Annotated in this window: 13 protein-coding genes and 1 CRISPR repeat array; all 13 genes read left to right on the forward strand. The window is 60.1% G+C overall.

The features are described 5' to 3' along the window. Positions 1-81 precede the first annotated feature (81 nt). The 13 genes from NATGR_RS16745 (at position 82) to cas4 (ending at position 24,364) form a co-directional block, all read left to right on the forward strand. Complete coding sequence (locus tag NATGR_RS16745) at positions 82-1,215, forward strand: hypothetical protein (protein ID WP_005576705.1); 1,134 nt, start codon at positions 82-84, stop codon at positions 1,213-1,215. Between the two features lie 31 nt (positions 1,216-1,246). Next, the gene (locus tag NATGR_RS16750; RefSeq protein WP_005576703.1) at positions 1,247-1,462 is read left to right on the forward strand and encodes a hypothetical protein; all 216 of its coding nucleotides are present in this window, start codon (positions 1,247-1,249) and stop codon (positions 1,460-1,462) included. Between the two features lie 179 nt (positions 1,463-1,641). Continuing rightward, positions 1,642-2,307 carry a hypothetical protein gene (locus tag NATGR_RS16755; protein WP_005576701.1) on the forward strand — a complete coding sequence of 222 codons (666 nt, stop codon included), beginning with the start codon at positions 1,642-1,644 and terminating at the stop codon, positions 2,305-2,307. Positions 2,308-2,310: 3 nt separating this feature from the next. Then, on the forward strand, positions 2,311-3,618 hold the full coding sequence (locus tag NATGR_RS16760) for a hypothetical protein (protein ID WP_005576699.1): 1,308 nt from the start codon (positions 2,311-2,313) through the stop codon (positions 3,616-3,618). A 33-nt stretch (positions 3,619-3,651) separates the two neighbouring features. After that, complete coding sequence (locus NATGR_RS16765; RefSeq protein ID WP_005576697.1) at positions 3,652-4,371, forward strand: hypothetical protein; 720 nt, start codon at positions 3,652-3,654, stop codon at positions 4,369-4,371. Between the two features lie 2 nt (positions 4,372-4,373). Further along, a complete protein-coding gene (locus tag NATGR_RS19695; protein ID WP_015233835.1) occupies positions 4,374-5,126 on the forward strand; it encodes a hypothetical protein in 753 nt (250 codons plus the stop codon). A 74-nt stretch (positions 5,127-5,200) separates the two neighbouring features. Then, on the forward strand, positions 5,201-7,597 hold the full coding sequence (locus NATGR_RS16775) for a fibronectin type III domain-containing protein (protein ID WP_139222400.1): 2,397 nt from the start codon (positions 5,201-5,203) through the stop codon (positions 7,595-7,597). A gap of 411 nt (positions 7,598-8,008) precedes the next feature. Then, positions 8,009-16,037: direct repeats of the CRISPR family, unit length 30 nt; unit sequence GTTTCAGACGAACCCTCGTGGGGTTGAAGC. A gap of 261 nt (positions 16,038-16,298) precedes the next feature. After that, the gene (gene cas6 / locus NATGR_RS16785) at positions 16,299-17,105 is read left to right on the forward strand and encodes a CRISPR-associated endoribonuclease Cas6 (RefSeq protein WP_015233837.1); all 807 of its coding nucleotides are present in this window, start codon (positions 16,299-16,301) and stop codon (positions 17,103-17,105) included. Continuing rightward, positions 17,092-19,245, forward strand: coding sequence for a type I-B CRISPR-associated protein Cas8b/Csh1 (gene cas8b / locus NATGR_RS16790; RefSeq protein WP_005576677.1), 2,154 nt, complete (start codon positions 17,092-17,094; stop codon positions 19,243-19,245). Before cas6 ends, cas8b begins: the two co-directional genes overlap by 14 nt. A gap of 1 nt (position 19,246) precedes the next feature. Then, complete coding sequence (cas7b, locus tag NATGR_RS16795) at positions 19,247-20,326, forward strand: type I-B CRISPR-associated protein Cas7/Csh2 (RefSeq protein ID WP_005576675.1); 1,080 nt, start codon at positions 19,247-19,249, stop codon at positions 20,324-20,326. Positions 20,327-20,330: 4 nt separating this feature from the next. Beyond that, on the forward strand, positions 20,331-21,143 hold the full coding sequence (gene cas5b / locus NATGR_RS16800; RefSeq protein ID WP_005576674.1) for a type I-B CRISPR-associated protein Cas5b: 813 nt from the start codon (positions 20,331-20,333) through the stop codon (positions 21,141-21,143). After that, entirely contained in the window at positions 21,144-23,771 is a 2,628-nt protein-coding gene (locus tag NATGR_RS16805) for a CRISPR-associated endonuclease Cas3'' (protein ID WP_015233838.1), read from the forward strand. Continuing rightward, positions 23,768-24,364, forward strand: coding sequence for a CRISPR-associated protein Cas4 (gene cas4 / locus NATGR_RS16810; RefSeq protein WP_005576669.1), 597 nt, complete (start codon positions 23,768-23,770; stop codon positions 24,362-24,364). The genes NATGR_RS16805 and cas4 overlap by 4 nt, the downstream gene beginning before the upstream one ends. Position 24,365: the final 1 nt, after the last annotated feature.

The following is a 24,365-nucleotide window of genomic DNA, read 5'->3' on the forward strand; positions in this document are numbered from 1 at the left end:
GCTCAACGGCCACGATCCACGCGAGGCCCGTGAGTACGCGAAGTACGACCTCGAAATTCTGGCGTTACTCCATAACGCACTATGAGTGAGTTTAGTACTGAAGCGGCTCTCGACATCGTCGTCGAGCAGCAGGCGCTTCGTTCGGCTCGCCAGCAGATCGAGCGGGAGCTGGGCGAGACGCCGATCACGATCGATGTGGACGCTGGGTCAGCGGATCGGTCGTCCAGGGCGCAAGCCTCAACCGACGGCGGCCAGCCCGGTGGCGTCGACAACAGGCAGCGACGCCGAAACCGCCGCGAACACCGCTGGGCACGCCAGCGAACAGACGATCTCGAGGATATCCTCGAGATTCTCGAGAGCGCTGACTTCGGCGGTGATGGCGGTGGCGGAGCAGCAGGGCTTCTCGGAGACCTCCTTGGTGGCGCGGGAGGTCTCGCTGGCGGCCTCTCGAGCGGTATCGGGGCTGCTGTCGGCTCGGCAGTTGGGACTGCTGTCGGAGATGCGATCAGCGAGGAAGGGCTCGACGTTGACGTCCCTGAGGGCGGCTTTCCACTCGAGGTTCCTGAGGGCGGCCTGCCGCTCGACAAACCGGAAGATGGGTTCCCGCTGGACGAGCCCGAGGACGGCATTGAGGTCGACGATCCTAGTCCGCTTGATGTCAATGCGCCGAGTTCGATCGACGTGGACGCGCCGGAGTCAATCCCGGTCGACGCCCCTGATGAACTACCAGTCGAAGACACCGACCCGCTCGAGGTGGAGGACGCTGGTCCGCTGGAAGTTGAGGACGTTCCAGAGATCACTGTATCTATTGGTAGAGTGGGCGGTGACGGCAGCGAAGGTGGTGCACGTGAGCCAGCAACCGGTCTCGTCGAGGGAATCCACCGCGACATCCCGGGAACCGGCCTCCGTGAAGGGCTAATAGCAGAAGGCGCAGAGCTAATCTCAGATGTCGACGTCGCCGAAGACGGCATGATTCTTCCCGGGGTCGGTCACGTCGGAGGAAACGATAATGGTGGGTCCGAGCCGGAGCCACAGACGGACTCTACTGACGGCCGGCAAGCAGAGATAAACGTCGACGTGACCGCCCCCGTCGACGTCAATGACTTGGACCGAATGGTGGACCGGGTAGTTGCCGCTGTTGAGGACGAGGTCGAAGACGTCCGCGACGATCTCGAAGGTCAGATTGATGATCTGGAGAACGCCCTCAGCGGGTAGAATTTTAAATCTTCGTACAGAAACATCTTGCATGGGTCGTTCAGTCGCGGATCCGATTGAGGAACTCGCGCGGTGGACGATACTCTATATCGTCTCTTTACTCACTGTCCCCATCGCGGCGGTGTGGGTCTGGTTCCAGCTCGATGGTCACTGGATTATGTTCGTCCTCTTGGCGGCCCTCATCGTCATCATCTTATTTGCTACGTCACGGGCAGTGAACTCCAGCGATGTGGCGGCGTCGGAGTAAAGTCTCAGTCATTCCGGCAGGGAGATTCTGATCTGTCGAGGGGTAAACTCAGCGCGGAGCAACAACGATTGGCGACATCTCCGCCGCTTCCGTGAGATTCTTGTGGCTGCTCCGGATGGCCGGGAGCCGCCTTGGTACACCGAAGTGGACAGTCAGTTAACTAAACCATTTCCCCACACATGCCACCTGGACTCAGTGACAAAGCCGTACTCGAGATCGATCTGGACGATACGACCGGCGTGTTCGAGCTCACGAAAGAAATTTCGGACAACGCTGAAATCAACCGTAGCTACCTGATTGGTGACCGCGGACAGTACATCCGCGAAGCCTACGACATCGGGTCAAATCTGATCGATGACGGCATCATCGAGAGTACAGACTTCGACCGCCGTGAAGGCTACCATGCGGACGGTGGTGCTGGCGACCAAGTCCATTCACTATCGTTCGAGACCGGCTACGGAAACAACCAGTGGGGAGACGGTTCGAGCAACCCGGACGATCCCGACGACATCACGCTATACGACGCGACTGGCTGCCCACCGCTCGCTCAGAAGCAAATCCTTGAGCACTACCTGAGCCAGGCACGGATCGACAGCAGCGGCCAGGCACGACTCTACTGGGGACAGTGGACCGACGGCACGCATGCCGCTGAAGCCGGCGTCTTCGATCAGCCGATGTACGTCACGATCCCCGAAGCCAGCCCCAGCTGGGAAGGCGGTGACTCAACGTCGTCGATGGAGGGGTCACTCCAGGTCAAGCGCGTGGCGCTCTTCCCCGACGTCGACGTCGTCGGAGCCGCAGAGAACGCGCTCGAGGAACTCGGCGAACTCATTTCCGACTTTTAACGCATGAAATACCTCTACAACGCCAGCCTTCCGGAAGCCGCACAGACTGACGAGCGCGATCGGCTCGGACAGCAACTCGCCAAAGCCGGAGTTCTCAACGAAGACAGTGCTGTCGTTGAGTCGGTTGCATCCGAGGCCGCAGACCTCTCCCTCGAGGGCGAATACCGCTGGGGCGAGGACATCTCGTCCATGCTCGCCACTGAGCTCGACGAACTCGCTGACTCAAGCCTCGCGAAACTTCCGCTGTTTCGCCGCGAGGAGTCGTACTCGAACGCGGGCTACTACGAGATCGAACGGGCAGACATCGAGCCGCTGCATGCGAACCGGCGCGACGTCTGGTCGTGGTCGCTCTCGTTAACGTTCGTCGGCACCCGATCGACGCACTTCCGCGCGATCGAAGGCAACCCAAGACAGATCGAGCACGAGTTCGGAAACGACCTCGACACCGTCCCGATCGGCGTGCCGGCATCGGCCAGTAAGGCGCAGTGGCGCAACCCCAAGACCGGTGAGCGTGAGCTAGCCGGCTCGATCGAAACCCGGCCTACGCCGACAATCGACGTCGACGTCTACGGCCTCTCCGACGCGTCGTGGTACGATCCACCGCCATTCGACGAAGATCCAGTTCCGATGCTCGTCTACGATGTCGACCACGCTGACGAAATCCAGGCCGGTGTCCGTGTCTACGACACCCGAAGGCACGACAAGAAGTTCATGGACGGCGATCGTCGCCTCCCGCGACAGTGGCAGACCGTCCACAGCACAGAACACGACTTCGACGGTACGGTCGTTCTGGACAACGGTCTGATCCGGCTCTACCTCGAGGAGGAGACGGACGTCCTTGACCTCTCGGATGGCGGCAGCCACACGGTCGAGTCCGGCGAGACCGAGCACTACACGCGGCTCGTCGGGGACAGCGACTCGCATCTGGACGTCCAGGGCGAGCTTCGGCTGACGGCTGACCCCGGTTATCTGGCGGCCGAACGCTGGGACGCCGACAACGAAGACTGGGTGGAAGTCGAACTCCCCGGCTCGAGTTGGGGAGTCCTGGACGTCGACGTGACGGAGATCGGGATGGTCCGGGACGTCGCTCAGGTCACGTTCATCAACACGACCAGCGGGGACCTCGACCTGTTCGCGCTGAACGCGATCCTGCAGGCCGGCCACGAGGACGTCCTCTGGGAGGTTCCCGACGGCGAGCAGGGTCCGATCCCGACAGGACTCGAGACGTGGCTGGAGCCGATCGCGTCGTCGTCGATCGTGGACGCGAACGCCAGTAAGACGCTCGTGTCACGGAGCGGCGTCCGACGGTAGCATAGGCGAGCAACCAACAGAACTCACGAAATCATGACTGATAACAGCGAGAAGCCGATCATCTACATCGGAGCGATCGAACTGGACGAAGACAGCGATGGGAACGCCGTCTGGCGGAATCCCGAAGACGGCGCGGAGATCACGCTCTCGGACGTGATCGAACTCAAGGCCGACCTTGAGACCGACGATGCAGTCCGTGTCGACCGGGAGCCGAGTGATAACGTCGATGTCGCTCGGAAGACAGAGATCGACGACCTCGACGACGCAAAAATCGACCTCGCCGAGAAAGGCGCTGAGGATGGTGTCGCGGAACTCGACGGTGACGCTCTGATCCGTGAGGGGCAGATTCCGTCGCTCGCGATCACGGATGTCGAGGTGTTCGACGACTTCGACGCCGTGCTGGAGTGGGATGACGCTCGGCAGGGGGATGTCGCGATCGTTAAGGATGAGGACGATCACGGCGAAGCGTACATCCTCACATCGGACGATCCCGGGGACGAAGATAACTGGCAGCGTTTGAAGACGCCACGCCCGCCTGTTGATGACGTTTTCGGTCGAACCGGGTCAATTAGTGCCGAGAGCGGTGATTACTCGTACGGGCAGATCGACGGTGAGCACGGTAGCGAGGATCACGACGACACTGTTCTCGGTGATGGTGACAGTGAGGGCCGGTCGATTTACGTCGTCGAAGAGGGAGCGTCCGACCCGCCAGGTGCGGATGACGAGGACATCATTTTCGAGAAGGAGGATTAATCATGGGTAGGTTTGGAGACGGGACTCCGACCGGAGGGACTCGGCTCGGTGATGGGACGCCTATCGGAAGTGTTAGGAAAGGGGATGGCACGACACTGTGGTCTGCGATACCCGACAGCGCAATCCATCACTATGATTCTTTGAAGTTAGATTTTGATGACGATGATGAAGTTGATAATTGGCCCGATGAAATTGGAAACGTTGATTTGGATGATATTGATACGGGCAGTCCGACTTACAAAGAAGACGGGGTAAATTCAAATCCATCAGTTGAATTCAAACAAAATATATTAACACATTCGACGGGAAATGTTGAGATTAACGACCCGTATAGTATTGCAGTTGTTGCGGAGTGTACGGGCACACGAGGAGACGACGACCTGAATATAGTCAATGACCCTGATAGGTCAGATATGCAAATCCGCATTAATGACGGTATCGATAATGAACAGGAAGTGGAGTTGCTTGGTGAAGGTGTCAACACCATACCGCTCGGTGACGCAGTACAACAGTACGTTGGAGTGTTCACGGGCGACTCATCTTCAACGGAACATATTTGCAATGACACAACCGCATCTTTTGATGGTGGCTCAACCGACGCAGATACATTATTTGTAGGCGGTGAAGAAGGAAGGACGGATAGAAGTTGGGAAGGGTTTATTTCAGAGATCATAATCTATGACGAAAAATTGGACTCGGATACACGGCAATCAGAACACGATAGGCTTGCGGATAAGTGGGGTATATCCTTTTGATTGACTCTGTGTCGCGGTCACTCATCCGGCGCTTCGAAAACACTATCTTGAACATCTGACACAATGCGATGAACTTGGAAGCCACAGCAATCAGTGAGACGAGCGTATCGCTTGAATGGACGCCCCACGAGGACGCTACCAGCCAGGACGTTGTCCGCCAGCGCCAGTGGGGGAGCGAGTGGAGTAGCCAGGAGACGATCGCGACACTCGACAGCGACGTAGACGCCTTCGAGGACGACACCGTCCAGCCCGACCGAACCTATCGCTACCAAGTCGTTGCAGTCCTCGAGAGCGGATCGACCGACGAGTCGGACTGGCTGTCAGTCGAGACCGACGATGCCGGCCTAAACCAGCATCCCGCCCCGCCCAGAGGCCCGCACGTGGAGGTCGACCACCCAGCGCGGTCGACGCCGATCACTCCCCAGGCGCTCGACGTTAGCCGTAATCCGACGATCAACGGCTACCCGCGGGCGGAGATCACGGTACCCTACGGCGACTCGTGGCATTCTGACGCGCTGAACGATGCCGAGATGCGGGTCTGGCACTCCGGCGACCAGCAGCCGATCGAGCGACTTGAGCATCGCCGACTCGAGGAAGGCAGCGGACAGAAGCAGACCGAACTCGAAGGCAAGGGCGGCATCCAGCTCGAGCAGCGGATCGTCGAGGATGTCGACGTCGAGCCGACCCACGAAGTCGTCGAGCGCATCCTCAAGACCTATACTGACTACGAGATCGAGGTGGACGAGCCGCGGGTCGACGCGGAAGAGACCGTCCTGCAGGCTGCGGACAGCGACGTGGAACTCGAGCAAGCCCTCGAGGATGCCGTCCAAAAGGCGGTTGAGGACGACACGTATCCGATAGCCATCGACGAGGACGGCCGAATCGTGCCATTACAGACGGCGTACTGGGTTAATCTCACTGGAGACCACCCCGACGACGCGTATGTCACTGGCTCGGCCGCTGAAGTCAATGCAGGAGAATCGACATCTCTCGAGTACACAATCCCGAGTGAACACGTTGGGTGGGCGGCCCGCACCGGGATTCACGATGAGACTACAAACGTTCGATTTGAGTTAAACGGGGTCAATCTCATCTCCGAGTTGTCAACAGGCAGCAGTAACTCTCCGACATGGTTTGATGTGACCGGGTCTGCCGTAGAAGACCCGCCGGACCTGGACGGCGGCGCATCCCCATTTTACTATCGGACCGAGCCGGACGGGGACTATCGGATTGACGGGACCGTGATTTACGATCGGCGGTTCCACGACGTTGACGACTTCAGCGGCGAGGTTCACGAGCCCGGCGGGCATCTCGACCGGCCACACGAGATCGGGACAATCCCGATCGACCTCGAGCCGATCACGACGCCGCTGTCGCTGACCGAGGTCTCGCTCGAGGTCTCGATGGACGACGACCAGCCCGCGCCGCTGCTCGGCCTCGGCATCGACGGCACCGACGACTTCGACGAAGTCGAAGACATGTCCGAGCACAGTCTCGAGTACGGAGAGTTGTCGACGAGTGCTCGCGGCCGCGTCTCAGTGGGCGCACGGTCGGACTCCGAGCCGCGGGATGAGACGCCACGGTACGGCTACGAGCCACTCGCGCTCGACACGCTCGAACTCCGCGGCGTGCTCGACAGTACTCCAGTTCTGACGAATCGGTCGTTCGACAACCGGCTGATGGACGTCCTCCAGGAGGTCGCGGACATCGGCAACTTCGCGTTCGAGATCCGCGCCGACGACAGCGGTGACCTCGTCGTGCACTGGACGCAACTCGAGCAGCGGTCGAGCGACGCCGACCCCGACCTCGCCAGCTACGAGATCGACAAGCAGACCGAAGACGTCGTCGAGCGCGCGATCGTCTACGGCGGCGCTGCTCGAGTGACCCGCCAGTCGGTCGAGGTCGAACTCGAGGAGTGGGTTGACCTGCCGTTCCCCGACTCCAGGTTGGTCGAGCGCAAGGAGACAGTCTACGACCCCAGTGAGGACGACGAGTACTCGCGGGGCGAGGACTACGCGATCCGGTACTCGACCGAGAACGGCCAGCCACGCATCAAGGCGCTCGAGGACGGCGGTCTTGACGACGGGCAGACGGTTCGGATCGACGCGGACGTCAAGCCCCGCGGCGAGTTCGTCCAGGGTGATGTCCGGGACGGTGATGCGCGGACGGTGATCGAGGACATCCCCGGGCTTGCGAGTCGGCAGATGTGCGATCAGGTCGCGCTCTACCTCGTTGAGGAGACTGGCGAGTCGATTGTCGACGCCGAGATCACGGTGCCGCACGACGAGATCGGGTGGTCGGTGATCGACGCGATCGACATCCCGCAGCTGCCTGGCGACGGCCCATGGCAGGTCCGTGACGTCGACACCGACTCCTCGCAGACGCGGATCACGCTCGGTCCGGGCCAGACCCCGGACGAGGCCGTCAGCGAGATCCGCGACCGGATCTCCCGGAGCGAAGAACGCGTCTAACCCCTACCCCTCCTCTCTTCTCTCTTTTCGCGGTCTGTCCTCTCGAGAACACTGTGCCGGGGAGCCGGGTAGAGGCATCACTGTTCTTCGTCCAATTCCTTGATGAGTCAGTCAGTGGCTCGGACGAGGAGGTCGCTGAACGTTCCAAAACCGAGCGTGAAGTGGTACTCCTTCTGTGGTGCCATAATGACTTCGATCTGGCCGTTCGAGCAGTCGATATTCGATACGACGTCGTCAGCCGGTAATTCGGACAGACTCCCTGCTGTGTCGTGGGCCGTACTTGTACTACATCGACGTTCAGTGGCAGCTTGTTTCCATCGACCTCTAGGGGAAGACAGACTATTGGAGGTCGACGGAAATCAATTTGTGTCAGCGGCGTATACGTAGACTCAACGCCGGATTTCCGGCATGGTTTCAGACGAACCCTCGTGGGGTTGAAGCTTGTCGTGTACGCGTGTGTTCGACGAGTTCGAGTGTTTCAGACGAACCCTCGTGGGGTTGAAGCTTCGACAGGAGCGACGACGTCGATGAACAGGTATCGTTTCAGACGAACCCTCGTGGGGTTGAAGCTCGGGTGGCGTCGGGATCGGGCCGCGAGGCATGCCGGTTTCAGACGAACCCTCGTGGGGTTGAAGCACCCTCGAAAGCGTCGAAGTTCGGCTCGAGGTCGTGTTTCAGACGAACCCTCGTGGGGTTGAAGCGTGGGTCTCACTGCCAGATATGGAACACGCAAGTTTCAGACGAACCCTCGTGGGGTTGAAGCGAGCGTTGGGAGATGGTGATATGGGTGATGGTGAGAGTTTCAGACGAACCCTCGTGGGGTTGAAGCTCGTATTCAACCTCGAGCTCGTCCCCGGCCTCAACGTCGTTTCAGACGAACCCTCGTGGGGTTGAAGCCAAGAGCCGGTCGAACACATCAAGTGGGTCAAACAGGGTTTCAGACGAACCCTCGTGGGGTTGAAGCACACCGTCTGGTGGAGGTCAGGCGCAGGACGAGTTTCAGACGAACCCTCGTGGGGTTGAAGCCTTACATGACGACCGCCCGCAGTAGCGCGTCCCCTGTTTCAGACGAACCCTCGTGGGGTTGAAGCGCCCGGCGGATGCTGGTCGCCGTCAAGGACGGCGTTTCAGACGAACCCTCGTGGGGTTGAAGCGACCACCGTCCTCCCCGGTCTCCTCGCTCGAAGGGTGTTTCAGACGAACCCTCGTGGGGTTGAAGCCACTGCCCGAGCTGTGGAAACGAGATCGAGGGCCCGTTTCAGACGAACCCTCGTGGGGTTGAAGCCATGCCACGGTTTAAAATCAGATGGGCGTAGTAGGGCGTTTCAGACGAACCCTCGTGGGGTTGAAGCGATGTATTCGATGCCAGTCCGCGTTGAGTAGCTCGTTTCAGACGAACCCTCGTGGGGTTGAAGCGACCGTCCAGTCGTAGATCGGGTAGACGTTGTAAGCGTGTTTCAGACGAACCCTCGTGGGGTTGAAGCCCAGTCACTGATTCGGACTGTTTGTCGGTCATACGCGTTTCAGACGAACCCTCGTGGGGTTGAAGCCTCCTTAAGCCGCCGAGTCACAACCCGAACAGACTGGTTTCAGACGAACCCTCGTGGGGTTGAAGCTCACACGCGGGACACTCTGGAATGCCGAGCCCCTGTTTCAGACGAACCCTCGTGGGGTTGAAGCTTCATCTCGGACATACTCAGCCCTCGTCAGTTTTGAGAGTTTCAGACGAACCCTCGTGGGGTTGAAGCCGAAAGCACCCCAAGCACCCCGGAAAGCACCCCAGTTTCAGACGAACCCTCGTGGGGTTGAAGCCCGGTGCCCGACTGGGTTGACGAAAGCGACGTGCTTGTTTCAGACGAACCCTCGTGGGGTTGAAGCACCGACTCGTTGATCCACCAGTTCGCGAGGACGGTGTTTCAGACGAACCCTCGTGGGGTTGAAGCGACGAAGAGTCGCGGACGTGGGACGAGGGCGCTCTGTTTCAGACGAACCCTCGTGGGGTTGAAGCCCCGGTGGCGACGTCGTCAAGAGCGTGCACGAGCAAGTTTCAGACGAACCCTCGTGGGGTTGAAGCTCGCGAAGGTCGTCCTCGTCGAGCGTGTCCAGCTGGGTTTCAGACGAACCCTCGTGGGGTTGAAGCGAACTCAACCTGACCACCGACGCCTTTGAGCCGAAGTTTCAGACGAACCCTCGTGGGGTTGAAGCAATCTCCGATACTCCGACTGTCTGATTCCGTATCCGGTTTCAGACGAACCCTCGTGGGGTTGAAGCGACCGTCGTGCAACAGCGGAGTACTACGACGGGGTTTCAGACGAACCCTCGTGGGGTTGAAGCGCCGGTCGATCACGCCGACCGTGTGGCCCGTACGGTTTCAGACGAACCCTCGTGGGGTTGAAGCTTCCAGAACGTCGCGCACGAGCTGCATCTGTACCGTTTCAGACGAACCCTCGTGGGGTTGAAGCGGACTGTTTGTCGGTCATACGCCACCGTGAGTGGGTTTCAGACGAACCCTCGTGGGGTTGAAGCACTGCAGACCCTGTTGACAACAGAGACGTGCTCGAGTTTCAGACGAACCCTCGTGGGGTTGAAGCACTGCAGACCCTGTTGACAACAGAGACGTGCTCGTTTCAGACGAACCCTCGTGGGGTTGAAGCCGACAGAAGCGAGTCAAAGAAGACTGGCTCGAAGTGCGTTTCAGACGAACCCTCGTGGGGTTGAAGCCCCTGGTGTTGGACCAAACCGGATCAGCCGAGAGCCGTTTCAGACGAACCCTCGTGGGGTTGAAGCTTCTACTGCACGCGTTGTGAGAAACTGACTTCGCCAGGTTTCAGACGAACCCTCGTGGGGTTGAAGCAGCTCCTCGACGAAGCGACCGATACCTTCCTCGTTTCAGACGAACCCTCGTGGGGTTGAAGCTTCCCCGGGTCGTTACTCATCGTCCTCACCCCAGACGTTTCAGACGAACCCTCGTGGGGTTGAAGCCGGCTGTTATCACGTCGGCACTGTCGAACCTTGTGGGTGTTTCAGACGAACCCTCGTGGGGTTGAAGCCCACCACTTGTTCGCCTTTCGCGTGCGTGTGCCCGTGTTTCAGACGAACCCTCGTGGGGTTGAAGCAAACAAGGCCACTGGATCGCCCACGACGATGGCGTCGAGTTTCAGACGAACCCTCGTGGGGTTGAAGCTCTCTACCGGCAACGCATATCTCGAATTGTGGGATTGTTTCAGACGAACCCTCGTGGGGTTGAAGCCCTGGCTGTTGATCTCCTTGTTCGTGAGGAACGCGTTTCAGACGAACCCTCGTGGGGTTGAAGCCTTGTTGCGAAGCGCTCTCCGGTACGTCTCCGGGTCGAGTTTCAGACGAACCCTCGTGGGGTTGAAGCATCACTGTCCGACAGTTGATGCGCCGCGACCACGACGTTTCAGACGAACCCTCGTGGGGTTGAAGCATGGTTACTGGGTCTCTGGACTTTTGATAAACCGTTTCAGACGAACCCTCGTGGGGTTGAAGCCCCACCCCGTCGCGTACGCCAGCGGCCGCTGGACCGTTTCAGACGAACCCTCGTGGGGTTGAAGCACCGATCACCCAGACTACGCAGAAGCCGACGAACACGTTTCAGACGAACCCTCGTGGGGTTGAAGCCCAACCACACGTCACTCATACAGACCCACCTCGGAATGTTTCAGACGAACCCTCGTGGGGTTGAAGCTCCCCGTCGTCGGGCAACAGCGGGGCCGCTTCGTCACGTTTCAGACGAACCCTCGTGGGGTTGAAGCCCGCCGTCGTGAGACCACGAGAACGACCCATACCCGTTTCAGACGAACCCTCGTGGGGTTGAAGCCGTCGGGACCGTCACGTCTTTCTGGGCGTGAACGACCGTTTCAGACGAACCCTCGTGGGGTTGAAGCATCGGTCGCTCACCTCATCGAGAGTGGCCGTTAGGACGTTTCAGACGAACCCTCGTGGGGTTGAAGCTACGTCATGGGGGTGATCTGGGACTGATGAGCCTCGTTTCAGACGAACCCTCGTGGGGTTGAAGCCCTCCGGTCCTTTCGCGGCCGCTCGCACCGACGCCGTTTCAGACGAACCCTCGTGGGGTTGAAGCTTTCGTCGTCATCTGCATTTGCTACTGATTGGTGGCAGTTTCAGACGAACCCTCGTGGGGTTGAAGCCAAGAACAGGCCGAGAAGTGGTTTGAAAAGCATCGTTTCAGACGAACCCTCGTGGGGTTGAAGCGTCCGTCACGGCCGTATCATCGGTTTCGAGGTGCGTCGTTTCAGACGAACCCTCGTGGGGTTGAAGCAGCACCCCGAGCACCCCCGAAAGCACCCCGGACTGTTTCAGACGAACCCTCGTGGGGTTGAAGCGTTGACTCATGGCGTCGACGAAAACCTCCTTACACCGGTTTCAGACGAACCCTCGTGGGGTTGAAGCGCATTGACGTAGCCAATGCCGGCCTGTGGGATTGTTTCAGACGAACCCTCGTGGGGTTGAAGCGCCTACCACCCGCAGGGCGACCTCGAGGACGAGCAGTTTCAGACGAACCCTCGTGGGGTTGAAGCGTGCGATATACGCTAATTATAGTCTGTCCGGATGGTGTTTCAGACGAACCCTCGTGGGGTTGAAGCCTCGAGGATGTGTGTTAGTCGGTAATCGGTCGGGTCTGGTTTCAGACGAACCCTCGTGGGGTTGAAGCTCGACGCGGTCGCGAACGATCTCGAGAACGTCACCCTTGTTTCAGACGAACCCTCGTGGGGTTGAAGCCTCAACCTGATCGAGACGTTCATCCACAGCGAGAACGTTTCAGACGAACCCTCGTGGGGTTGAAGCCGAGGTGACGGTCAACGGCGTCCCCGGCTACGGGTCGTTTCAGACGAACCCTCGTGGGGTTGAAGCGTGTTGCCATATTTCGTCGCCGTTGTCGGCGTCGGGTTTCAGACGAACCCTCGTGGGGTTGAAGCGCGGTATTCGAGTTCTCGACCGTCGTCTGATCGTCGTGTTTCAGACGAACCCTCGTGGGGTTGAAGCTTCGCGCACGAAAAGCAGAAGTGGAAGTACAGGCGTTTCAGACGAACCCTCGTGGGGTTGAAGCTCGAGTAGTGTAGCCCAACGGCCAGCCAAAACTAGTTTCAGACGAACCCTCGTGGGGTTGAAGCTCCCGTCTGTTCGACGAGATACAACGCAACCTGCTCGCGTTTCAGACGAACCCTCGTGGGGTTGAAGCCGAGATACGCCCCGAATTTCGACACCGTAGTACGCCCGTTTCAGACGAACCCTCGTGGGGTTGAAGCCTCTCGGAGTGTGCGGGTTGCCGTGGGGTCCTCGGATGTTTCAGACGAACCCTCGTGGGGTTGAAGCTCGATACGATACGGCGAAAAGAAGGAACGACTTCGAGTTTCAGACGAACCCTCGTGGGGTTGAAGCCAACAGTTAAGGGGGATCACCCAGGCGGTCGATCAAGTTTCAGACGAACCCTCGTGGGGTTGAAGCACCACGTTTGTGTCGCGCCGCCTTATAGATAACGGCGGTTTCAGACGAACCCTCGTGGGGTTGAAGCATCCGACTCACCGTCTCATCGTCAAGCGACATAACCGGGTTTCAGACGAACCCTCGTGGGGTTGAAGCTCCGAACGCATCGAAGCCAAACAGACATCCCGCTCGTTTCAGACGAACCCTCGTGGGGTTGAAGCTCGCGTTGTGGACGAAAGTCAAACTCCGCTATCGCGAGTTTCAGACGAACCCTCGTGGGGTTGAAGCTGGCTGAGATAGACCGTGTTACGGTCGAACCCACCACGTTTCAGACGAACCCTCGTGGGGTTGAAGCAACTACGTCTTCGGTCTGTCGAGTAACACTGTAGTGTTTCAGACGAACCCTCGTGGGGTTGAAGCATGCGGTACTACGACTTCATCCACCCCGAGGACGAGTTTCAGACGAACCCTCGTGGGGTTGAAGCGAACAGTCGGGACCAACCAGCGCGACGTCGTCGAGAGTTTCAGACGAACCCTCGTGGGGTTGAAGCAACCGGACTCGTGGCGTACTCCCACGGCCGGTCAAGAGTTTCAGACGAACCCTCGTGGGGTTGAAGCGTGCGGTGCCGAGTCGCTGGACGTGCGCATCTCCGGTTTCAGACGAACCCTCGTGGGGTTGAAGCGATGTTGTCCGTTATCTCAGACCAACACTCTTCGGGTTTCAGACGAACCCTCGTGGGGTTGAAGCGTCTTCGCAGCCGCCACAGTAGCGCTGGACTGCCCCGGTTTCAGACGAACCCTCGTGGGGTTGAAGCCTGACCGACGACGTCCGCGTCTGGACGGTCGACCCGTTTCAGACGAACCCTCGTGGGGTTGAAGCCCGGACAGGTTTCCGGAGGTGGTACTGCGTCAGCTGTTTCAGACGAACCCTCGTGGGGTTGAAGCCAGCGGTGACCATGGCGTCTTCGGGGTCGGATAAGTGTTTCAGACGAACCCTCGTGGGGTTGAAGCGCGATCGGGGACTCGAGTGCGGTGTTCGTCGACGAGTTTCAGACGAACCCTCGTGGGGTTGAAGCTGGGTCTGGGTCGAGATGACGTCCAGGACCGGGGTTTCAGACGAACCCTCGTGGGGTTGAAGCATCTTGTCGCGCACCTGCTCGGGATCGAGGACGTCGGGTTTCAGACGAACCCTCGTGGGGTTGAAGCTCGGTGAGGTCGCGCGTCCAGATCGACGAGCCGAGGTTTCAGACGAACCCTCGTGGGGTTGAAGCCCCGCAGTCGGTACACTCGCCGTAGGTCCCGATCCGGTTTCAGACGAACCCTCGTGGGGTTGAAGCGTCTCGTCGAACATCCATTCGGGCCTCTACGAGTTTCAGACGAACCCTCGTGGGGTTGAAGCCTGACCGACGACGTCCGCGTCTGGACGGTCGACCCGGGTTTCAGACGAACCCTCGTGGGGTTGAAGCTCGTCCTGCTGGCGGTGCTCTTGCTGACGGTCTACGGTTTCAGACGAACCCTCGTGGGGTTGAAGCCTCGAGCCGGGCGAGTCGCTGCTGGACGTAGCCGCGGTTTCAGACGAACCCTCGTGGGGTTGAAGCCCGTATACCTTCGACGGCAGTGGCGACGCGCCGGTTTCAGACGAACCCTCGTGGGGTTGAAGCGAGGTTGACGTGGCCGGGGATTGCACGGCGGCCGGTTTCAGACGAACCCTCGTGGGGTTGAAGCCTGGCGAGGGTCCGAGTGTCGGATTCGCAGGTCGAAGTTTCAGACGAACCCTCGTGGGGTTGAAGCTTCAATCTCGCCCTGGATACGTTCGACGGCGTCCTCGTTTCAGACGAACCCTCGTGGGGTTGAAGCCTCGTCGCTCACAGCGACGACTACGGCGGCGGCGGTTTCAGACGAACCCTCGTGGGGTTGAAGCTAAGGAAAGGGATGGGACGCCTCGGAATTGAACCGAGTTTCAGACGAACCCTCGTGGGGTTGAAGCCTCGAGGCCGCCGGCTTCGGTGCGCAGGTCGATTGAGTTTCAGACGAACCCTCGTGGGGTTGAAGCCTCGTCGGCTCGGACAAGGCGAGCGTCCGGCGGCTGTTTCAGACGAACCCTCGTGGGGTTGAAGCGTTCGTTACCTGCAGGTCGGTTAACGGCAGGTACGGGTTTCAGACGAACCCTCGTGGGGTTGAAGCTCGCTCTCGCCGATGGAAGTCGAGCCGCCGACCGTTTCAGACGAACCCTCGTGGGGTTGAAGCATGCAAGATAAACTCGAAATGGCAAAGAACGCCGGCATGTTTCAGACGAACCCTCGTGGGGTTGAAGCCTGTGTTTCGCAAACGACACGGCCACCTTCGGTCCGCGTTTCAGACGAACCCTCGTGGGGTTGAAGCCTCATCGTCGGCCGGTTCGGGGGTGAGTGATCGTGGTTTCAGACGAACCCTCGTGGGGTTGAAGCACTTTATAGACCTCTTTTCGCTCCTGTTCGTCGACTTGTTTCAGACGAACCCTCGTGGGGTTGAAGCGAACTCGACTTCCGCGAGCGGTCCGACGACGCCGGTTTCAGACGAACCCTCGTGGGGTTGAAGCTACTGAAACTGGAATAGACTAAGCCAGTAGCAGCACGTTTCAGACGAACCCTCGTGGGGTTGAAGCGTGACCTCGTCCTCGTCGACCTCGGTAATTTGCTGTGTTTCAGACGAACCCTCGTGGGGTTGAAGCCTCCCGAATATCGGTCTTCGTTTCGCTCGTTTCACTCGTTTCAGACGAACCCTCGTGGGGTTGAAGCGACCATTTCTGGCCGGCCGACTTCGGCTCGGCCTGTTTCAGACGAACCCTCGTGGGGTTGAAGCGGGTTCGGAGTGCTGGTCGTAGAGGACGTGATGGTCGTTTCAGACGAACCCTCGTGGGGTTGAAGCGAAGATGAGGACGGCGAGTTTGACGCTGAAGCACGTTTCAGACGAACCCTCGTGGGGTTGAAGCGACATCGAGCGGGAGACAGATGCCGGATGCGGAGATGTTTCAGACGAACCCTTGGGGGTATATCTTACAGGAAGTAACCACATGTGAGTGTTCATTGGAGGAACTGCAATCACGTGTATACCGAATACGGCGAACAGTTCCCCATCCAATATAGTGTTCGATCGACATATCTGTGTTGCCGCCAATCCTTTGTACAATCAGTCCATTTGTTATTTTATTGATGGTGATTGTCAGCAGAGGTGAGGAGAAGTAGTGCGTATCATGGCCCATCTATCCGCTCGAGCGGACACAGCTTACGACAACGCGTACCACGACAAACTTCGTGGGCGCATGTGGCGGGCACTCGAGGGGACTGCGTACGACGACCGGCATGATTCCGGGGAGCCGCCGGGCTTCGTCATGTCGAACCCCTTCCCTCCGCGTGATATGGACGAAGGTGACGAGCGGAAACTGCTCGTGGCGTCACCGGACGAAGAACTACTCGCGAACGTCGCAGCAGATCTGCTCGAGGACCCGGAACTAAACATCGGTGAGATGCCGTTTCACGTCGAGGACGTTACTTCACTTGCGCCCGACGTAGGAGAACCCGGGTCCCGAGGAACGATCGAGACGGGGACCGGCCTCCTGGTTCGGATTCCACCGTGGCGGTGCGAAGAGTATGATATCGATCATCCGGGTGGTGACACCGCCGTCTTTTGGCAACCCGAACATACGACCGAGCCACTTGTCGAGCAACTCGAGTCGAACCTCGATCAGAAACACGACCTGTTTGCGCACGACCATTTGCCGGGTCCGAGCGATGTGGAGGGGGACCTCTTTGACGGGTTCGAATTGCTCAAGACGTTTGCGGTGCCGGTGACGGTGACCGAAGGTCAGGAGATGACCTACGTCCTGAGCAAGTGGAAGTTCGACTACACCGTTCGAGACGATCACCACCGCCGGCATCTGAATCTCGCACTCGATTGCGGGCTCGGTGAGCGCAACTCACTCGGGCTCGGGTTCCTAAACGTAACCGATCGGACCCGGCCGAGTGAGAGCGAGCTGGAGGGAAGAGATGCTCTCGCCTGACGCGTTCGAAACCGCGTATCCCGCCGAGGAGTTAGCCGACGAACTTCCCGATTCACCAATCGGATCGCTGCGGGACCTGCAGTATCTCTATGGCAAACTCTACACGCTCGCGACCACGGGTGGCGGAGAGTACGCGCCCTACCTCACGCCGGACGCTGCCGGCGACCTCGTCGACACCGAATCCAGTCTGATCGTCGTTCGAGTCGACGTCTCCGGCGGCGAGCCGAAACTGGCGGACGAACCCGTCCGAGTGACCCGCTACACGGAGAACCTAGTCCAGAAAGTCAGCCACTGTAAGTACTCGGCCGCCCGCGGGATCGACCACAGCGTTACCCACCAAGCCGGCCGCAACAGCGACGCCGAGAAACTCGCCCGATACGCCAAAAAGCGACTGACCAAATGGGCGACCGACGACATCGTTACGGACGCCGCAGACACCCATCCCGACGGCTGGATCGTCGATCAACTAGCCGTACTCGCCGAAGATGAGGACGCACTCGAGACGATCGAAGACGCCGTCGTCCAAGAACTGGGCGGCGATTCCGCGACCGCCTTGCTCACCGTCCAGGTCAAAACCGATGGCGGTGGCGACTATCGTTGGCCTGGTGATATCGACGTCTTTCTCGAGGCGATGCGCCAGCGCAAGCTCTCGAAGCTCGTCACCAAGAACAAGGCCGACGACTCGTCGGGCGACGCGACGGATATCGTGACGGGACAGCCGGCGCGGACAGTCGGTACGTCCGAGGACCCACAGAACTACTTCCTGGGCAAGCAACGGGAGACGTTCCCCGGGTTGGACATCGAGGAGGCCTGGCGTGCCCATCCAATTTCCGAGGATGCCGCAGTCACGGTGATGAACGCGGAGACGTTCGTCGAGGCCTGCACATACCGGACGTTCGGAACAAAGGTGTACTACCTCCCGTACTTCTTCGGCCGACCGACGGCGGAAAGGGCCTACGAGCTGTACGGACTGCTCTATCAGGCCGCGACGGACGGGGGCATGGAAACGCCGATCGAGGACGCCTACGCGACTCGGCGCGGCAAGGACCTCGGGGAGAACGACCTTCGGTTCTACGTCTCGGCGGTGATGCCCCACCAGATGTCCCGATACGACGTCTTTGGGGAGACGCTGAACGGCCAGCTCCACTACCCGACGGAACTCGCGTTCGCGCACAACGAGGTGGTCGGCCAGGCCAGCGCGTTCAACAGCGACGCCGACTGGACGCCGCCGCTGCCGACGACCGAGTCGTGGGATCTGCTCACGGACAGTACCACGCGGCTCAACTCCGTCTCGACGGGCTGGTACTTCTACCAGACCTTCGCCGAGCGGGACGACGCCGATGCGGACGCCGACGACCCCCGGATCGAAGCGCTGGTCAACGTCCTCAGCGGCGAGCCGATCGCCGTCGAGATGCTCCTCGAGGAGTACGTCCAGCGGATCATCGACGAGCAAACCGACGACAGCGAGCACGAGGGATTCCCATCCCTGCTCGTCGCCAGCCAGTTCGCACAGCTTTGTGCACTGGCTGACGAGAAAACCCAATTACTGACGACGACCGATCCGGCGAAAGACCCGATCACGCAAGCACCGACCTACGAGAAACACACGAGCCAAACGATGGAAGAGATAGACATAGTCCCGGACGGGGGCCACCCCGGCGACGCGAAACTCGAATCGTTCATCGAAAATACGCCCGCACTGACGCCCGATCCCGACGACGAGGATTCCGTCGCGAACGAGCGACGCGGGGCCTTCCTGCTTGGTGCACTCGTCGGCGATATCGGTAGTTACCAGGAGTACAGCGAGGATCGATCGACGACGCTGGTCGACCAGTATCCCGTCAAATCGATCACCCAGTCCCGGATCAAGAAGGTCGCCCAGGAGACGATCGCGAAGACGCTGACGTACACGCGTCAGGAGAAGAAAAAGCAAGGCGACTATCCGGGGACGAAAGCCGACCACATCGTCGACCGACTCCGCGAGACGATCGTCGATCCCGATCCCGACGAGTGGGAGATCGACACCGACGATCTGCGCTTCTACTACGCACTCGGCGTGACCTACGGCATGAACGACCACCCATGGAACAACGGCAACGCACAGACCGACGACCAGTCCGACCTCGAGGAGGAACACTAAGATGTCAGCTACGACCGATGACGACACTGTCCAGAACCGCTCGGAAATCGTCTTCCTGTACGACGCCGTCGACGCGAACCCCAACGGGAACCCACTCAGCGGCGCAAACCGGCCCCGAATCGACCCACAGACCCAGCAGGCGATCGTCACCGACGTTCGCCTGAAGCGGTACCTCCGCGACCAACTCGAGGACGACGGCCACGGAGTCTACATCCGAAACGTCCAGGAAGAAGGCAACCAGTATACCCGCGGCGAACTGCTCGAGGATCGGCTCAAGGCGGTCGATATCGATGACTATGATCTCGACGATGAGGACGAGGCGGAACAGCTCCGCGAAGACATCTTCGGCGAGTTCCTCGCGGAAAGTGTGGACGTTCGATACTTCGGAGCGACGATGTCCGTCGATACTGACGACGAATACGCAGCCCACCTGCCGGACCACTTCACTGGCCCCGTCCAGTTCTCGCCCGGAAAGACGATGCACGCAGTCAACGAGAACGAGGAGTACGACAGCCTGACGAGCGTCATCGCGACGCAGGAAGGGAAAGAACAGGGCGGCTTCGACCTTGACGACCACCGCATCCAGTACGGCCTGATCCGCTTCCACGGACTCGTCGACGAACACGGGGCGGCCGACACAAACCTCACGGCCGAGGACGTCGAACGGCTTGATACCCTCTGCTGGCGAGCGCTGAAAAACCAGACGATCAGCCGGAGCAAAGTTGGCCAGGAGCCGCGACTCTACTGTCGCGTCGAGTACGCCGACGAGAGCTTCCACCTCGGCGGGCTCGATAAGGACCTCACGCTCGACGAGGAGCGATCGGCGGCCGACGAAGAACTCCGAAACGTCCGAGACCTCACCGTTGACGTCGATACCTTCGTCCAGCGACTCGAGAACGCGAGCGATCGGATCGAACGCGTCCGCGTCGTCGCGAGTGATGTCTTAGAATGCTCGCACGACGGCGAAGTCGGCGGCCCCGACGTGCTCTATGAGGCACTCGAGGACGCGGTCGGAGCGGACGCACTTGAGATCGTCGACGTCTACGAGGAACACGCCGCGACGATGCCGGACGAGACCTGAGACGATGGGGCAGCAATCACTCGACGCATGGGAGCACGACGAGGGTGACTCTGCGTTCCCGGAGCGGTGTCTCTCGGTTACCGTTCGCGGCCCGTGGGGCCACTTCCGGCGAATCGAGGGCAACGTCGTCAAGCAGACCTACCGAATCATTCCTCGAACGACGGTCGCAGGGCTGTTCGCCGCGGTGCTTGGCATTGAGCGCGACGGCTACTACGAGCTGTTCGGACCCAACCGCTCGGCGATCGCGATCGAACCGGTACGCGAGATCCGGACGATAAACATGCCGATGAACACGCTCTCGACAGCCGACGGCGACCTCCAATCATTGAACGGTCGCGGAAAACTCAGCGTCAAGCTCCCGGACCCAACGACGCTCCGACAGCAGCACAACTACGAGGTGCTCGTCGAGCCGGCCTACCGGATCGACGTGGCGCTTGCAGACGAGGAGCGCTACCGCGAACTCCGCTCGATGCTCGAGGACGGCCGCTCCCACTACGTCCCGAGTCTCGGTCTTTCGGAACACCTCGCGGAGCTCGAGTATCACGGCGAGTTCGACATCGGGCCCGGTCCGAAAGCTACGGCAGACGACCAACCGGTCGCCGTCGATTCCGCTGTTCCCGATGCCGTCGAGAATGTCGTCTTCGAGGCGGGAACCCGCTGTCAGGTCGAGGAGTCGCCTGCGTTCATGACGACCGATCCAGGCGGGCGGACCACGACCGAATTTACCGCGTACACGTACAACCCGGACGCCGAGCCGCTTCGTATTCGAGACGTTGACGCCGCGACGGTCGACGGGAGGACTGTCGTCTTCGTGTAGATGCCTACCCGCTACTCACACCCACCAGAGGGAGGACACGATGGCGTGTTGCTTCGTGATCACCTCGAGGACGTAGCGCAGCGCGTCGGATACGTCGTTCCTGACGATGCCCGGACGCCCAACGACGACCCGCTCCGAGACATAGTCGAGACGCTCGCGTACGTCCACGACTTCGGGAAGGCAACGACATACTTCCAAGAGTACCTTCTCAAAGGGGTCGACCCCGACGATAGCTACTGCCGATACCACGCTCCGATCGGTTCGTTCGCCGCGTACTACGCGCTCGAGGCGAAGGGATACGACGACGAAACGTGTCTTGCGGGATTCGTCGCCGTCGCAAAACACCACGGCCGACTTCCGGACATCGCGGAGTACGTGTACGAGCGAACCCACCGTCGCGAGAAGATCGCAACGGAACAGGACGCGGAAAAACAGCAAACCGCGGTCGCGAAGCAAATCAGCGACATCAACGACCACGTGCTCGAGTTCGCGGGGAACGTCTTCGACGCTGCGACTGATGGGGACGGCTCGTGGGAAGAATTCTGTCACCGATTCGCCGGCAACCTACTCGAGGACATCAAGGCCACCGTTGCGACGGAGGGTTACAGCGAGGGAATCGATCGTGAGTCCCTGTCCAATTCGTGTTACGCGCTCGTTCTCGAGTGCTGGGGCTCGCTCGTCTTCGCGGACAAGACCAGCGCGGCCGCAGCAGCTACCGACACCGAACCGTCGGCGGCAACCTACGAGGCGGTTCGGCCAACCGCCGACAGTCTGGACGACCACGTCCGGTCGCTCGAAGAACAGGCCAGCGCCGATCCGGACGGGACGCGCGCCGAGCGGTTGAACCACTACCGCTCCGAAGCGCGAACCGATGTCCTCGAGAGCGCTGCCTCGTTCGCCGACGACGGCGGTGGCGTCGCGACCCTGACCCTGCCCACAGGGATGGGAAAGACCCTCTCTGGGCTCTCGGCGGCGATGGAGATCCGCGACCGACGTGACGGCGACCGGGTCGTCTACGCACTGCCCTTTACGAGCATCATTGACCAGGTGGTCGACGAACTCGAGGACATCTACGAGGTCGACACCACAGGGCGACTGCTTACGGCACATCACCATTTATCGGAGACGACGATACGAGACGAGGACGCCGAAGATAACGACGACGCCCAAGCCGACGATGCGGATCGAAACGACGACGTCGCCGGTATGCTCGGCGAAAGCTGGCGCGCCGGGCTCACGGTGACGACGTTCGTCCAGTTGTTCGAGAGCCTCGCCGGCCCGTCGAACAAGCAATCGATGAAACTCCCGGCGCTTCGAAACAGCGTCGTCGTCCTCGACGAGCCCCAGAGCCTACCGCTGGACTGGTGGAAGCTCGTTCCGCGTCTCGTGGAGCTGCTGACCGAGCAATACGACGCGACGGTGATCGCGATGACTGCAACGCAGCCACAGCTGTTCGAGGACGCGACCGAACTGGTCGACGACCCGGAGACGTACTTCGACGCGACCGAACGGGTCACCTACGAACTGGATCCGTCGGCCGAACGGTATCTGGACGACCAGACCGAGCCGAAAGGATACGACGACGCGGCAGCGACTCTGCTCGAGTCAACAGCCGACGACGAGTCCGCGCTCGCAGTCTGTAACACGATCGACAGCGCGCGCACACTCACTGAGCGCGTTACTGACCGCCTTCCAGAGAGTACGGACGTCGCTGAAGTATATGCCGAGAAACTCGAGCACGCGGGCGATGTCGAGGACGTCGATCCGAAGTGTGTCGCCGAGCGTGTCGCAGACGCTGGTGGCCGGTCAGTACTCCACCTGTCGACCCGACTCCGTCCATGCGACCGGTTACGACTGATCGAGACAGCGAAAGCGCTCACCCAGCGAGACCAGCAGTTGCTAACGATTTCGACCCAGCTCGTCGAGGCTGGCGTCGACATCAGTTTCGATCGGGTCTATCGTGATCTCGCCCCGATCGACAGCATCGTGCAGGCAGCGGGTCGGTGCAACCGTTCGTTCGAACGCGATCGCGGCCGCGTCGTCGTCTGGTGGCTCGAGACACCGGCAGAGCAAGAGAAGACCCCGGCGGAGGCGGTGTACAACCGGGGGACGAAACTGCTCCCGACCACCGCGAAAACGCTGGATGCCGTTCGTTCCGGAGCTACGATTTCCGAAACGACCGTCGCTCGAAACGCGGTCACCAGATACTACGACCGGCTCCACGACGAGAAGGATGTCGGTGCGGACGCGTATCCAACCTACGTCGACGAGGCGAACGGACGCAAACTCGCGGAGCTGTCGCTCATCGACAAACGGCTGGCAATCGACGTGATCGTCTGTCGAACTGCTGCGGACCGTCGGAAAGTGAACGAAATCCGTGATGCACTGAATCGGTACGACTTCGACGCCGTCGACTCGCTGATGCGGGAGCTTCGACCGAAACAAATCTCGGTTCCGGTCTATCGCTCCGATTCGAAGGAAGCACAAAAGCTCGCTGAGCTCGACACCGTTCACGGCGAAAGTGACATCCGATGGGTCGACACAACAAAGCCACACTACAACGGCTTTTTCGACGAAATGACGGGGTTCGTCGTCCCCGACAACACGGCGGAGCGACGCCTCCTATGACCGACTCTGGCTCTGAGTCCGGCTCGAACCCCGGTACTAATGCAGATCACGACCGCGACCCGGTCACTCGCCTCCTCGAAACCGCTCGTGGCAACCCGGTCGACGATCCGTTCCGCGTGACCGGCGTGATGATGCAGTACTACCACGTCTGCAAGCGCGAACTCTGGTTCGAGTCCCGAAACCTCGAAATCGATCGGGAAAACCCGACGATCGTCCGCGGAACACGCGTCGATGACACCGCCTACAGCAAGAAGCGGCGCAACATTTCGCTCGGTATGATCGCACTCGACCTGCTGGAGGACGGACGCGTCGTCGAAGTCAAACCCTCCTCAGCATTGACCGAACCCGCGACGATGCAACTGTCGTACTACCTGTGGTATCTCGAGCGCGTCGCTGGAATCGAGAAGGACGGCGTCCTCGCTCATCCACGTGAGCGAAACCGTGAACCGATCGAGTTGACGGACGAACGCACCGACAAGGTCGAGGGCGCGATCCGAGGTATCTCCGACGTCGTCAGTCGGGAGACGCCACCACCTGCCGAAAAAAAGCCTTTCTGCGAGTCCTGTGCCTACCACGACTTCTGCTGGTGCTGAC

The organism is Natronobacterium gregoryi SP2 (assembly GCF_000230715.2).
GTDB lineage: Archaea > Halobacteriota > Halobacteria > Halobacteriales > Natrialbaceae > Natronobacterium > Natronobacterium gregoryi.